Source organism: Vibrio sp. 10N.286.45.E10 (genome assembly GCF_002874195.2).
Taxonomy (GTDB): Bacteria; Pseudomonadota; Gammaproteobacteria; order Enterobacterales; family Vibrionaceae; genus Vibrio; species Vibrio crassostreae.
This window is the reverse complement of sequence record NZ_MCWD02000002.1, coordinates 1,145,157-1,159,362: the sequence shown is the minus strand read 5'-3', so window position 1 is coordinate 1,159,362 and position 14,206 is coordinate 1,145,157. Positions and strand designations below refer to the sequence as shown.

At 43.2% G+C, this 14,206-nt stretch carries 10 protein-coding genes and 2 pseudogenes; 4 read left to right on the top strand and 8 right to left on the bottom strand.

The genetic code is table 11. From position 1 onward, the window contains the following. Positions 1–27: 27 nt before the first annotated feature. A pseudogene (locus tag BCU34_RS18120) lies at positions 28–1,197 on the bottom strand (HlyD family type I secretion periplasmic adaptor subunit); the annotation flags it as partial. Then, positions 1,184–2,158 (bottom strand): annotated as a pseudogene (locus BCU34_RS18115) (RTX toxin); the annotation flags it as partial. The pseudogenes BCU34_RS18120 and BCU34_RS18115, both read right to left, overlap by 14 nt. A 254-nt stretch (positions 2,159–2,412) precedes the next feature. Between BCU34_RS18115 and BCU34_RS18110 the strand changes: the two are divergent. Then, on the top strand, positions 2,413–4,260 hold the full coding sequence (locus BCU34_RS18110) for a M3 family metallopeptidase (RefSeq protein ID WP_102480722.1): 1,848 nt from the start codon (positions 2,413–2,415) through the stop codon (positions 4,258–4,260). 92 nt (positions 4,261–4,352) lie between these two features. Here BCU34_RS18110 and BCU34_RS18105 read toward each other — a convergent pair whose 3' ends face one another. The 3 genes from BCU34_RS18105 to BCU34_RS18095 all read right to left on the bottom strand — a co-directional run bounded on the left by BCU34_RS18105 (position 4,353) and on the right by BCU34_RS18095 (position 6,892). After that, complete coding sequence (locus BCU34_RS18105; protein ID WP_102480723.1) at positions 4,353–4,664, bottom strand: hypothetical protein; 312 nt, start codon at positions 4,662–4,664, stop codon at positions 4,353–4,355. A gap of 164 nt (positions 4,665–4,828) precedes the next feature. After that, entirely contained in the window at positions 4,829–5,863 is a 1,035-nt protein-coding gene (locus BCU34_RS18100; protein WP_102480724.1) for a porin, read from the bottom strand. Positions 5,864–6,019: 156 nt separating this feature from the next. Next, positions 6,020–6,892: a DUF3187 family protein gene (locus BCU34_RS18095; protein ID WP_375071355.1), complete on the bottom strand. Its 873-nt coding sequence runs from the start codon at positions 6,890–6,892 to the stop codon at positions 6,020–6,022. Between the two features lie 304 nt (positions 6,893–7,196). On the opposite strand from BCU34_RS18095, the gene BCU34_RS18090 reads away from it, so the two are divergent. After that, entirely contained in the window at positions 7,197–7,991 is a 795-nt protein-coding gene (locus BCU34_RS18090) for a response regulator transcription factor (protein ID WP_102480725.1), read from the top strand. Positions 7,992–8,119: 128 nt separating this feature from the next. Here the strand turns inward: BCU34_RS18090 and BCU34_RS18085 are convergent, their stop codons facing one another. Both BCU34_RS18085 and BCU34_RS18080 read right to left on the bottom strand, forming a co-directional pair. Further along, complete coding sequence (locus BCU34_RS18085; RefSeq protein WP_102480726.1) at positions 8,120–8,953, bottom strand: RecX family transcriptional regulator; 834 nt, start codon at positions 8,951–8,953, stop codon at positions 8,120–8,122. A 182-nt stretch (positions 8,954–9,135) separates the two neighbouring features. Next, positions 9,136–10,740 carry a mechanosensitive ion channel family protein gene (locus BCU34_RS18080; RefSeq protein WP_102480727.1) on the bottom strand — a complete coding sequence of 535 codons (1,605 nt, stop codon included), beginning with the start codon at positions 10,738–10,740 and terminating at the stop codon, positions 9,136–9,138. 252 nt (positions 10,741–10,992) lie between these two features. On the opposite strand from BCU34_RS18080, the gene BCU34_RS18075 reads away from it, so the two are divergent. Next, positions 10,993–11,241: a hypothetical protein gene (locus BCU34_RS18075; RefSeq protein ID WP_017077416.1), complete on the top strand. Its 249-nt coding sequence runs from the start codon at positions 10,993–10,995 to the stop codon at positions 11,239–11,241. Between the two features lie 553 nt (positions 11,242–11,794). On the opposite strand, the gene BCU34_RS18070 is transcribed toward BCU34_RS18075, so the two are convergent. After that, the gene (locus BCU34_RS18070) at positions 11,795–11,944 is read right to left on the bottom strand and encodes a hypothetical protein (RefSeq protein WP_170960869.1); all 150 of its coding nucleotides are present in this window, start codon (positions 11,942–11,944) and stop codon (positions 11,795–11,797) included. Between the two features lie 195 nt (positions 11,945–12,139). On the opposite strand from BCU34_RS18070, the gene BCU34_RS18065 reads away from it, so the two are divergent. Beyond that, entirely contained in the window at positions 12,140–14,203 is a 2,064-nt protein-coding gene (locus BCU34_RS18065) for a protein-disulfide reductase DsbD family protein (RefSeq protein ID WP_102480736.1), read from the top strand. Positions 14,204–14,206 lie beyond the last annotated feature (3 nt).

The following is a 14,206-nucleotide window of genomic DNA, read 5'->3' as shown; positions in this document are numbered from 1 at the left end:
CCTTTTATATTTATGCTTTAACGCACTTCATCGTTCACGAAGTGAATTTTCCTTAGCTCGTAAAATAGGTTTTAACCAATAACTCAATACTGTTTTCTCTCCGGTTAATATATCAACCGCGACTTGCATCCCAGGAATAATACTAAAGGCAGAGTTTTGTTGCTGGTCTTCGTTTAACTGAATATGGGCTCGATAATAGGCGTTTCCGTCTTCCGTTTGTAAGGCGTCGGCACTCACGTAAATCACCTCGCCTTTAAGTCCACCATAAATGACGAAATCATAGGCCGTGAATTTCACTGTCGCACCCAGCCCGCTATGAACAAACGCGATATCTTGCGGAGAGATTCTTGCTTCAACAATTAGGTCACTGTTTGAGGGGATGATCTCAATGATCGGCTCGCCGGGACGGACTACACCACCAATGGTACGCACAAAGATCTCTTTGACTGTACCATCAACGGGCGCGACAATTTCGGTACGCTTAAGTTGGTCAGCGATCGCCTGTTGGCTTTCGTTCAGTTGAGCTATCTTACTCGCTACTTCATTCAACTGGCCTTGAACTTTAGTACGAAAATCTAAGGCGATACTTCGATGATCCGCTATCGACTCTGAATAAGCGGCTATCTGCTTCTGCGCTGCTACTTTTGAGCTAGCAATATCACCTTTTAGTTTGACTACATCACGGTTGAGTTTAAGTAGTTCCACTTCTGCAACAGCACCGCTCGCTACCACATCTTTCAACATGTTGCGCTCGTGAATTACAATCTCTAGGCTGCTTTCGAGAGTCTGGATATTATTGAGCGTATCAACACGCGCTTGGTCTTGTTGCTCGATACGAAGTGCCGCCTCTTCCAGTTCAGACTTCAACTGCCCTAGACGCTCTCGGTAGTTCGCCTTCGCATTCATTAACGCAGGGTGGCTTGATACATCAACCGCAATGTCTTGAGGCACTATGACCACTCGCTCATACCACTCTTTCGCATCGTTATTTAAAACGACCGTCGACAGCTCAGCCTTTAATCTTAATTGCTGAGCCAGTAACGTATCTGCTTGTTGAGCCGACTCTAAAAACGCCGCCTTAAAACGTGTGTCTTCTAACTTAGCTAGAGGTTACCCTTTCACAACAGATTGCCCTTATCGCACCATGATCTCTTGAACCAGTCCGCCTTCTAAACTCTGAATAGTTTGCACCGATATCTATAGTGTTCGTAATAACCGTCAGCTCCCCTTCCGCAAAACTTGAGTAATCTTGGAGGGTGAGAGTCCATGTGCCACCGGCTACTGTCGTTGTATATTCTTGTGTGAGACCTTGGCTATCGGTGATTGAAATGCTAATCGTCTGGCCATCTTCAACATTGGCAACTGTACCGACTAGTACTCCGTTCGAGATTTCGAATTGATTGTAAAACTCGTCACCAAAACCATCAAAGTCGACATCGATTGTGGCTAGAGTGTCTTTGATTGTAGAGTCGTTGGCCGCAATGCTGTTCCCAAACTCATCAGCAATCACCGCATCAACCTTCAGGTCTCCTTCAGCCAATGAAGAGAGATCAACGCCGTTTACAACATAGGTTTCATCGCTTGTGGTTGCCGTTGTGGTTACCGTATTACCATTAATGTCAGTGATCGTTAGAAGAACAGTACGCCCGTCTCGAACATCAACAGCGGTACCGGTGATCGTGACACCTGGTACTTCAAACTGATTTTCGTAGCCGTCCCCACCATCTAAAATATCTACGGTTAACGCGGCACTAGGTAAAAGTATATCGAGGTTGCCTTTATTGGAAGCTGTGTCGTCTTCAAAATATTCTGTTGGTCGAGTATCAAAACCGGCTTCTGCCAGGGTTTCGTCTAGTGTAGAGCGTACATAAGCAATAAAAGAGGCGCTAGCGCTAGGTTGATCGTTTGAAGCACCCGGCTGTTCTGGTGAGCGTTCAATGTTGTTTACAAGCTATTGAACAACCTCTTCCAGCTGTTGTTCTACCGCTTCTATTTGCGGCTCTGTCAGAGGTTGAGTCTGGTCCAAGTTCTGAGGTTCAATGCTGACAACTTGCACGCCTTCAACTTTTGGCTGCGTAGCGGGTAATAGTAGCCAAGTACCATCAGGAAAGACTTGCCACACCACACCACCGACTTCGATATATAAAATAGGATCCATCCTAAACCTCTTCCTTACAAAAACGCTTGCCTTGAGAACAACAATTTACTCAATAAAAGGCGGGAGAAATCAGCGAACTTTCTCTCATTAATACTAGCAAACAACAAATAATTAACAGTTAATTAATTACCACTGATACGCTGTAAAGTAAACCGATATGCTGTGACTTGCATTCAGTTATATCTATCGTCACAAAATACATTCAATGAATGTGTCATAATGTTGAAATTACTGGTTAATTTTCAAGGAATCTCATGACTGCAACCAACTACCTCAACCAACTGAATCATAAGTATCTTGCGACTCACAAAGCGAAAGAAGACTTCTTTTGGGATACCTATATGGGCATCAGTGACGATCATGATGGTTCAACCCTCGCTCAGACTCAGTGGACCGAGTTTCTAAGCGCTGCTGAACAGATAAAGGCTATCGAAACCCAACTAAATACCATCGACCAGATTCAAGATCCTCAAGAAAAAGAGAGCACCTTAACTGGGCTAAATGGTTGGTTAGCGACCTTTAGATCTCACGCTATTGAGTCTGATCAGTCACAGAAGCTTAAAGCAGATCTCATAAAGTTTGAGGCTGAACTGTTTGAGAAAAAACAGAATCATGTGATGACTTACGTTAATGAAGCAGGGCAAGAAACCGAAGGCTCACTTCCTGTTCTAGGCTCAGCCGTGAGAAGTAATAGCAACGAGCAAGTTAGACGTTCAGCACACCAAGCCTTGTTGGGTCTAGAGCAATGGCTGCTTGTAAATGGCTTTATTGAACTCATCAAAAAACGTAATAAGTTTGCCCAATCTCTTGGTTTCAAAACATTTTTTGATTATTCAGTCATTAAAACTGAACAGATGACGACAGAGCAACTGTTCACGATTCTGGATGACTTTGAAGCACGTACCCATGATAGTCACCAACAAAGCTTGAAGAACCTAGCAGAGCAAAAAGGTCAGAGTGCCCTCGAAGGCCATAACTTCACCTACTCTTTTGCTGGTGACGTGATGAATGACCTCGATCCTTATGTCCCTTTCTCAAAGTCATTAAGACGCTGGGTTGAATCTTTTGGTCGCTTAAATATCGAATACTCTCAAGCCACACTGAAGTTGGATCTGCTTGATCGCAAAGGCAAATACCCAAATGGTTTTTGTCACGGGCCTATTCCTTCGTTCTATGACCAAGACACTTGGGTGCCAGCTCAAGTCAACTTCACAAGTAACGCTAAGCCCGATCAAGTTGGCAGCGGCTATGATGGAATCAACACACTATTTCACGAGGGTGGTCATGCTGCACATTTTGCTAACGTGAAAATGAATGCGCCGTGTTTCTCTCAAGAGTTTGCACCAACCTCGATGGCTTATGCCGAAACGCAATCCATGTTCTGTGACAGCTTGTTGAATGACGCAGACTGGCTCAAACAGTACGCGCTTAATGTCGATGGCCAAGCAGTACCTGATGAGTTGATCAAAGCCATTATTGATAACAAACAGCCGTTTAGAGCCTACCAAGAGCGCAGCATTCTTGTAGTTCCGTATTTCGAGCGAGCACTTTACGAATTGGCGGATGAAGACCTGACACCTGAAAAGATCACTGCTCTTGCTCGTAATAGTGAGAAAACGATTCTTGGATTGGCTTGTAGCCCTCGCCCATTAATGGCGATCCCACATCTGTTGTCGGATGAAGCGTCTTGCGCGTATCAAGGTTACCTGCTGGCTCATATGGCTGTGTATCAAACTCGTGCCTATTTCACTGACAAGTTTGGCTACTTAACGGATAACCCAGAAATAGGCCCTTTGTTAGCTAAACACTATTGGCATCAAGGCAATAGCGTGAATCATAATGGGACAATCGAAAGCCTGACTGGGGAAGGTTTTAATGCCAAATATCTCGCTGACGAGTGCAACTTATCGCCAGAGGAAGCATGGGCTATTGAAGAGCAAAAAATCAAACAACTGTCGACAAGAGAACGTGCACCAGTCGCTGATTTGAATGCGAAGATATCGATCGTTGATGGGGCAACCGAGTTGGCGAATAATGATAAATCAAACCATCAGATGTGTGATGAGTTTGAGCAGTTCATCGTCGAGCAATACGGTCGATAGCGGGTGCTGAGCATCTGTAATCAAGGTTAAACCAAAAAGCCAAACGAAAAAAGGACGATAATTTATCGTCCTTTTTATATTCAGCTTTGGATCTATGCCGTGACACATGTCGAGCAAGTTTCAGTATTAAACTCAACATCAACAGAATCAACACTTCGCAATGATTTTCGATGAATGCCAAATACTTGCCCCGTCAAAACAATATAAAACTTCTCTGTTTTGAGTAGATTCCAAGCTTCATCAAGAGATTCAGCATAAACCTTATTCTTGAGATCTTGTGGGCGAGTACCTGCGACTCTTCCATGTTTACGCGCCAATTCAAATAATCCATTACGATTCGATTTACACGTAAACAGGGTATCATTTCCGTAAATAACACCCTTGGCAGTAATGCTTTCAACCATTACATTTCTCCAAATAATAATTCCACTCGTAACACTTGAGTGGCATACCACATGTCGATTTGTGGATGCTTAAACTGCGAAAAGAAGAGAACATAGTGTAACGACCGGGCAAGCTATTACACCATTACCATCAAATTTCTTAGAAGATCTAAGAGTTCAAGTTCTTAGAAGTAGTAGTAAGCTGCTGCGAATACGTGAGTTTCTTCATCGTATTGCGCACTAGTTTTGCCTACACGGTAACCATCCAGGTCTTGCTTGATATCAATACCCATGTCAGCGTTGTCAGCAATACGGTACATTGCCGCGATGTTGATGTAAGAAGCATCTACATCGGCTTGGCCATCAAGTTCATTGCTGCTAGACGCATAACCCGCTGCAATTGTTAGATCTTCAGAAACTGTGTAACCACCCGAAACGTAGTAACCGGTGTTCTTAGCAGAATCACTCTCTTCAATCCAAGAGTTCATACCTAGTTTAAGAGCACCAACCTTAACGTTACCTGTCACTGTATAAACTTCGTAATCAGCATCGTCATCACGAGCTTCATAACCTGCGTATAGGTTGAACACTTCTTGCTCTAAACCGATGTAACCGTTAATGCCTTTATCCGCATCATTATGATCGTCACCTGTTTCAAAGTAAGAAATACCGTAAGCAATACCGTCTGTTGCGCCTTGGAATTTAACAACATTGAAGCCGTCAGAAGCATCACCAGCTGAAGCACCAAACTCGTAAGTAGTGTCGCCAGCGCCATCGACTTTATCTAGAGCCGTATCGTTTTCCCAACCAAATGAAGCAATACCGTAGCCAGTGTCAAAACCTAACCATGCTTTGTCTACGTCTGTTGCTGGACCAGTATCGATACCGTTTGTCCAACCAGCTGTTGCTGCGTCGTTCGCAGATACGTTGTTGTCTGTCGTGTAGTTCACCATCAAGTCAGTTTCGAAATAACCAACAATACGGTTGTTACGGTAGTTAACTGCAAGAGTAAGGCCTGTAGCCCAGTCATCGTAAAAAGCTTTAGAGCCCGTGTCGTAGTAACCACCAACACCGAAAGAGCCTGATACTGAGAATTGATCTTTGTGCATTGAATCGAATGCAAACATATCTTCGTTTTGGCTGTTTTGGCTGCTTGTGCTTACAGCGAAAGCTGAACTTGAAATGCTCGCAATCGCAAGTGCTACTAATGTCTTTTTCATGATAACCACTACCTATATATTGATTCGGCCTTGTTAGTCCGGCCTTTTGGAGTGGCGCTATTGTTCAAAAAAACAGGTTATTGATATACCGTAAATTTACTGAAAATTTTATAGCTTTGGTGAATTTCATGAAATAAGAATATATTAATGTGTCGTTTATATTGAAAAACGTAATCCGAGTGTAAAGCCGATATCGGTGCTGTTATCCATATTACGGATGTTTTCAATCATCAGCGCTTCGACTACGAGTTGATTTAAGCGGTAGCGATAACCCAAAACAACCTCGTTAGAAGGTTCAGAAAAGTCCGGGTCATTGCTCGCCCAACCTTGATAATTGAGAGACTCAATCAATAAGCTATGGCGTTGATTCAACCGATACTCATACCCAATCGCCCAACTTGCGCTGAAATTTTCAAGACTAACGACATACACATCGCTATCTCGATGCACAACACCAATGGTTGAAAAAACGCTGTGCCTAGGGGTGATATAGCTGTAGTTAAGCTGAACACCTTGCTCAAAACTGGTTCTCGCAAACTGCCCACTTCTTACATTGTTGTAAAATAAAGAGCCACCAGCAGATAGCGACATCGACCCTCTAGAATGCAACAGAAGCTCATTGTAAAAAGTCAGCGCATTGGTTAAATCATCCCCCTCAAAATCAGACACATGAACCCCTGCATGATTAAAATCCATGGTGAACTGATCTTCAGCCACTTCATCACGGCCATTTTGTCCAATACCAAACAGATCGTGAAAACCCATCACAAAGCTGTCTAAACCATTATTTTTTGCAGTCACAACTCGGTAATCCAGCTCGGTTTTCCAAATTGGAGATGCTTGCCATTGAACTGCTATATTTGACTGGTTTTGGTAGTAGTCGAGCGAATACGCACTCGTGTGTGCCCATATACTGGCTTGGGTATAAGAGGACTTGAACTCAATAGTCCCCACCCTTTTGGGCTGAGCAGAACGAAGTTGTGTTGAAAGCACATTTGAATGAATAGGTGACTGCGCATACACAAACATTGGGGATGCGTTCGCGCTCACAGTAGGATGAAAAAAAGTCAGTATCGAGACTGAAATACTCAGTAACGCCCTTAAACTTATCACAGTGTTTACTCGGTTGTATAAATGCCCGATTTTATTAAAAAACACCGTTCAATTAATGCAGTAGATCTACCGCTTATCATCCTAACATTTAGATTAAAGAGTTATAAAAAAACGAAAATTAGAACCACTCGAAAATGTAAACATCTTATCTTGCACTGTGCTTTACGAACGCATAGTCTTCGGGATATTAATCTGATGAATATATTGCTAAAGGAAAGATGTGTCTGCTACTAACCTAAGTTTTGAACAGTTATTGATGAAGCAATCCTCAACCCTCATCAATAGTGATCCTAAGTGTTTTCAAGCCACTTGGTCAGAAGCAAGCTTTGATGTGCTTGATTGGTTTGGCATTGATCGTTTGACACTTTACCCAAATTCAATGGTTTTGGTCGAAGATGGCAAAACATTCTCCGTATCCAAAAAACACATCCCACAGGTCAATAAACAGAACCTCATTGGTGGCAACTATCTTGATTATTTGAAGTTGCTAAAGACCAACGAAACTTATCTCGCATTCTCGAAAGACGAGCTTAAGAACACTCAGAATTACGTATTAAAGCAACTGTATAAAGAAGGCGGCCGATGGCACTGCATCATACCTCTACAGCTCTTTAATCAACGTTGGGGAGCACTATCTTTCACCAACTTCCATGACACTGATACCAACTTCGACCTAGAAGATATCAAACGCCTAAAGTTGGTCTGTGAAATTTGGCTTTGTTACTGGCAACATTCGACCTTAGCAAGAACACTGAAACAAACTGAGAACCGTTTAGAAGACGACAGTGACAAACTGTTATTGCTGACGAAAAAACAGACCAAGGTTTTGGCACTTATTGCCCAAGGCCTAAGTGCGAAAGAATGTGCGGAACAGCTCCACCTAAGCCCTCGAACTATAGAGTCACATAAGTACAGAATGCTTGGATTACTCGATTTGAACAACCACAATGACCTTCTTCAATTCGCGTTGCGTAATGGGCTAGGTATTGCAGAAAGCATGCATGCGACACGCTAAAAAAAGTGTTAGATGCCTTTAACTATCTATCTGAAGCTACTACATATTTGAACGGGTATGTCTGAAGCTACGGTGTTTTGAGGCTAGATACTTATCCCGTTACGTATGCCTGAACTCAATAGCACCCGCTACTCGTTACCTTCACTCAAAGCGAACTTGATCTCGTCCGAAGAGAAACCTTTACGGCTCAACATCGCATAGGCCTTTGAACGCTCTTTGTGATCCTCAAGATCATAAGATTTCTTCTGCAACTGTTCTAAACAAGAAGAGTAAAAATCTAGCTGCTCTTCGTTAATTAATCGGTCGACCAATTGTGGCAATTCAGTCGTGTCGATTTTTCGCTGTCTGAGCTCTTGCTGAATCGCGGTCAAGCCTTTGCCCTTACGAGCGTACTTGAGTACTTCCTTCTCCAAATCGGCTTTCTCAGCCTTGATTTGAATATTACTTTTTAGTTCATGCGCTTGTGAGTGCTGGTCAATCGCAACTTTTACTTGCTGATAGCTAAAACCACGCTTTTGCAGCGTCGCAACCAGCTTTTCACGACTCATGGTAAAGCTTGTGTAGTAATGGTTGATTCGGTCTATCAAGATAGTTTGTTCATCAATAGATTTTTCAAAGGACACCTTATGGATAGCATCAGAAATCACTGAGTCCGTCAGGCCCTTCTTCTTCAGTTTTTCGACAATATATCGAGAACCAAATTCTCCCGAGAACGCTTGTTCCACAAATTGTTCTGCAAACACTTGGTCAGACTTGAGATACCCAAAGCCTTTCAGGGTACCCAAAGTTTCATCAATCCACTCTTGATTATCGGTTTTCACTTTGAGCTTCGCAATCAACTCGCTTTCCGTCATATCTCGCTGAGTTAAATGCCACATCGCAGAGTTCATGACGCTTTCAATTCGGGTCGCTTTTCTTACCGTTGTATTTCTAGTATTTGTTTTTTGCTGTGAATCATCCATTCGATTTCAACTGTCCAAACTAAGCCTACCCCATCATAACGTAATTCTAAGGTGGGTGAAGTGACATAAAAGAATGAAGCTCAATTTAAACTGACAGCCAATAAAAATGGACGCTATTCAGCGTCCATTTAATTTCACATTAAGAAGAAATCGACCTTAAGCCGTACTTAATTCTTTTTGGATTAGCTCTCTTCGTGATTGTAAACATGTACATCACGCTGAGGGAATGGGATCGTGATACCTTCTTCATCGAAGCGTTTCTTCACGGTTTCCGTCACATCCCAATACACATCCCAATAGTCATCGGTCTTAACCCAAGGTCTGACGACAAAATCAACAGAAGACGTATTCAAGGTATGAAGCTTGATCATATGCTCCGGTTTTTTCAGTACTAGAGGGTGCGCAAGAATGATGTCGTTCAATACCGCTTTCGCTTTATCGATATCATCTGAGTAACCAATGCCGAAGACCATATCAACACGTCTCACACGTTCTGCAGTGATGTTGTTGATCACGTCACCCCAAATCTTGTTGTTCGGGATCACCAAGCGTTGGTTATCGATGGTTTGAATGGTCGTCGACACTAAGCTCATGTCTTTTACTGTGCCTTGAACGCCGGCCACTTTAACCATGTCGCCCACATCATAAGGACGATAGATCAAGATCATCAAACCTGACGCAAAGTTAGATAGTGTGTCTTGCAATGCGAAACCAATAATGACACCCGCCACACCGAAACCGGTTAATAGTGGCGCTAGCTCAATCCCAATTTGAGACAGAGCGATAAGTAAACCAATAAACACGACCGCTTTAGATGCGATGGATACGAAGAACTCCTGCATCAATACGCTAAAGTCCATTTTAGAGTGCGAAACACTCTTACGAACGGTCTTACGAGCCACGTTAGCAATAAGGCGAGTTACGTATAAAATACCGAGAAACAGAGCGAGTTTAACGATAAATGAAGGGGTGTTTTCAAACGCCCATGAACTGAATGAACGAAGCCAACCATCCAACAGATCCAACGCAACATCAACATCCAACACATCAGCGTTAATATCGCCTGTCGTTGCTAGTAACACACGCTTGTAAGAAGTCACATCAACGCCAAACGGTTCCATTAGCGTGATGGTTTCTTCTAAGCTCGCCACCATGACACTGGTTCGCTCACTGAAGCGTTCAAGCTCAGTTTTAATCGTCGCTTTCTCTTCTTCACTTACATAAGATAACCGACGTTCTAAATCTTGACGTTGTGTATCCGTGTATAGAATTGCATTAGTAAGATATTGAGAACGAGAAACAAGTGCCGTTTTGAGCTCACCTTCAGGAACCGCAACATCAACTTCACGCTCTTTCGACCAATCTAATGTCTTAGCAAGCTGCTGATAATAGACATCCATCATTCCGATTCGTTTTTGAATGCGTAATTCAAGGCGTTTTTTAGCATCACCTTCAGCGGAACGGTTTTCTTTGCTCATTGAAACGATTTTAACTTCATTCAATGACAGCAATTTTTGTAAGAGTTCAACCTGCTGAGCAAGAGTGACATCAAGCCCTTCCTTTTTATCGGACGATAGCTGTGAAAAAATCTCTTCACGTAGTGCTTGGTTCTTTCGTCTTAATATATCTTCTAGAAACGGCTTCTCAGCATCGTGCGCTGTTTCTAATGTTGTTAGGTCCAGCATTAGCTGGTCTTGTACTTCTGCTATTTTATCGACACTTTGTGCAAAACTCCCTGATGCAACAAACGCCAACATTAAAAATAGACAACGCCAAACCTTTATCATGTTAATTCCTATGAATGTCCAAATTGACCCCTTAAATAGTAGTAAAAAGAATATGGATAACAAGCATTTAAACGTATGTTGTGTTAAAAATTCGCAAAATATCAGTACGTATCTAATATTTGAGAGTTCCAATCCCCTCTTATGACCTGTAGAGTACGCAACCAACAAAGAACAACAGCCAATATCGTCACTTAAGCACATGCACAAAAACGCCTTAAATCCGATGTTAGCTAACAGTAAGAGAGCATAGAAATGAACAACGAACTTGATATTATCGATTCCTTAGAAGAACTAGAAAAGTTCCTAATCTCAGTGGAAGCTGGCGGTTTGGGTCTTGAAGGCGTTGAAGGTGTAGGCATGGCAACCAATAATTCAGATGGTCGTCACTTCGTTGCTGTATTCAACAGCAGCCACAAAGTTCTGCTCGCTCGCTGGATCACCAAAGAAGTTTTCGAAAATGGTAAAGACTTGGTACGTAATGGCCCTCGCCGCACTCACTAAGCCTTTCCAATAAAACCAACGATTAAGCCCAATAAGTTCCTCTAAGATCTGTTGGGCTTTTTGTATCGCCTCATCGTGAATAAACAAATCGATACAGAATAAATTAGTTATAACTACCGATTATTGTGAACTTTAACCAGAGCCCTATGTCGTATTCGCGTGAATTGGGGTTTATGCGTCGTTTATCGTGTATCTGCGGTTTCCCGCATTTATACATAGTTTCACTTTAACCATTTTATGACTTGTGGCGCGAAGAGAACTTATCTAAGCTAGCCACAATTCAATGAGCTCGCTTTAACAACTAACTGATTTGATTACCGACTAATTTGCTGAACACATCACTACTTTTCTTACCCACACAGAATCGCCAACAAAAGCAATCGCTTTGGGCACTTCTCCTTACCGGACTGGTTATCTTAACTTGCCTGGCGAGTACGCTGTCTGCAAACAAAGTAACCTCTTCAGCTTCCTTAATTGGACAATCAATACTTGTAGGTGCAGAAACTAGCCACCCACAAGCAATCGTCGCATCTTTCGATAAAATGTCTGAGCTCTATGCCAGCGTTTTTGGTTCAGAAGCATCTAAAATGTTAACGTCACCCAATTCAAGCTCGTGTAGTCTAAGTTCAAAAATGCTGACCTTTGCCGCACCTAAAACGGGCTGGCTGATCCCTTTCGTTCTGATGATTTCTGTTGCATTCAACTTATCTCCGCACATCTCGAGATTATCCGGGGAGAATCACCGCTCTTCTCGACCTACAAAACACCGCTTACACCTAAAGCACTGTATATTTAAAGAGTAAATAACCGGGCTATTCCACCCTTTTATTTATTTTTTGGAGATACATTTGTGTACAACACACTACTAACTAAGTTTGTCGATTCGTTGGCATTCTGCATGCGTACATGCGCAAAAGCTTTCGTCACTGCAATCTTAGTCATGACGTCATTTACCGCTCTGGCTCAAACCACGGGCTGGATAAGCGTGCCTGAGCATCCGCCAGTTAAGATGCGAATGATGTCGACGGGTGAACAGTCGGATAACGGCGGTACCGTTCAAACTGTATTGGACGTTACACTCGACGGTGACTGGAAAACCTATTGGCGCAGCCCAGGTGAAGGTGGCATTCCGCCAAGCTGGGACTGGTCTGATTCGACTAATATAGAGTCTGTAGATTGGCATTGGCCGATCCCTAAATACTATGAACAACTTGACGTAATGACGCTGGGCTACAAAAAGCACGTAAGCTTTCCTGTCACCCTAACGTTGAAAGACAAAACGCAACCTGCTGTATTTAGGGCTTCTCTCTCGTTCCCGTCGTGCACCAATATTTGTGTTTTGACTGACTATGACATCGAACTCCCTATCGACACGCAGCAATTGCAGTTCGATGAAGAGGCGATGTTCTTGTTCAACCAAGGCATGAGCCAATCTCCAAGAGAAGCGAACCGGACTTCAGTGAACGGTCTATTTTGGGACAAAAGCAAGCAACAACTGGTCACTCAACTAACCAGTAACGAAGGCTGGGATAAGCCGATGGTGTTGATCGATGGAAAAGAAGTCATCGATGATTTCTTTGCTCAACCAAGCGTCCACATCACCGGCAATACGATGACCGCGGTATTTGACGTCAGCAACTGGATAGGCGAAGTCGACTTAACGGATCGCACCGTTAGTGTCACCGTTTCAGACACTAATTTTGCCGAAGAGATGACCGCTCAAGTCGGCTCAGAACCTATTGCTTATCAAGCAAGTAACAACGGTTTTCTTGCAATGATCGGCTTTGCTTTGATTGGTGGTTTAATCCTCAATATCATGCCGTGTGTGCTGCCTGTATTAGGAATGAAGCTAAACAGCATCATCCAAAATCAAGGCGCATCTAATCGTCATATCCGACTCTCATTCTTAGCTTCTGCGTCAGGTGTCATTACATCATTTGCACTCCTAGCCCTTGGCATGACCGTTCTAAAAATGGGTGGCAATGCGATTGGTTGGGGAATCCAGTTCCAAAATGTTTGGTTCATCGGGTTCATGCTGATCATCACTTTGCTGTTCTCGATTAATCTACTTGGATTATTCGAATTCAGACTACCATCAGGTTTAAACACTTGGATGGCAACCAAAGGCGATGACTCACATTCAGGCCACTTTATTCAAGGCATGTTTGCGACGCTGTTGGCAACGCCGTGTAGTGCTCCGTTCTTAGGAACCGCAGTTGCTTATGCACTTGGGGCAAGCTACCAAGAGTTGTGGGCTATCTTTATCGCACTCGGCATCGGTATGAGTGCACCTTGGTTGATTTTCGCGCTGTTCCCGAGTCTTACAAAACTGCTTCCAAAGCCTGGGGCATGGATGTTCAGAGTTAAGCTGGTATTTGGCTTAATGATGTTCATTACCAGTCTATGGTTAACAAGCCTAATGAGCCCATTCATTGGTAAATTCCCGACGATCCTCTTGTCACTGTTTATCGTGATTACAGTATTGATTTGGATTGGCCGTAAGTTGGGCCGCAAGGTCCTTATTCCTATTGTCGCAACCACAACCTTGGTGTTTGGTGCTGCATTGATCGTCGGTAGTGTCACCGCTGATAACTGGGCGACACCGATTGTTGACGATCTCGATTGGCAAAAGCTAGATGCAAAACAAATCCCTCAATTGGTTGAGCAAGGCAAAACGGTATTTGTCGATGTGACCGCTGAGTGGTGTATTACCTGTAAGGCCAACAAGATCGGCGTCATTCTCCAAGACCCTGTCTACAGCCACCTGCAGCAAGAAGACATTGTTTTGATGAAAGGCGATTGGACAACACCAAGTGAAAGTGTCACTCAATACCTACAAAGTAATGGTCGATTTGGTGTGCCATTTAATATCGTCTACGGCCCAAGCTATAGAAGCGGTATTCCACTGCCTGTCATTCTCGACAGTGACACTGTCGTTAAAGCCATCGACGCTGCGAGATAATGG

Excerpts from the sequence above, each read along its gene's own strand:
- BCU34_RS18100 (WP_102480724.1), bottom strand. The coding sequence starts at position 5,863 with ATGAAAAAGACATTAGTAGCACTTGCGATTGCGAGCATTTCAAGTTCA.
- BCU34_RS18085 (WP_102480726.1), bottom strand. The coding sequence starts at position 8,953 with ATGGATGATTCACAGCAAAAAACAAATACTAGAAATACAACGGTAAGA.
- BCU34_RS18105 (WP_102480723.1), bottom strand. The coding sequence starts at position 4,664 with ATGGTTGAAAGCATTACTGCCAAGGGTGTTATTTACGGAAATGATACC.
- BCU34_RS18110 (WP_102480722.1), top strand. The coding sequence starts at position 2,413 with ATGACTGCAACCAACTACCTCAACCAACTGAATCATAAGTATCTTGCG.
- BCU34_RS18075 (WP_017077416.1), top strand. The coding sequence starts at position 10,993 with ATGAACAACGAACTTGATATTATCGATTCCTTAGAAGAACTAGAAAAG.
- BCU34_RS18080 (WP_102480727.1), bottom strand. The coding sequence starts at position 10,740 with ATGATAAAGGTTTGGCGTTGTCTATTTTTAATGTTGGCGTTTGTTGCA.
- BCU34_RS18065 (WP_102480736.1), top strand. The coding sequence starts at position 12,140 with ATGCGTACATGCGCAAAAGCTTTCGTCACTGCAATCTTAGTCATGACG.
- BCU34_RS18095 (WP_375071355.1), bottom strand. The coding sequence starts at position 6,892 with ATGTTTGTGTATGCGCAGTCACCTATTCATTCAAATGTGCTTTCAACA.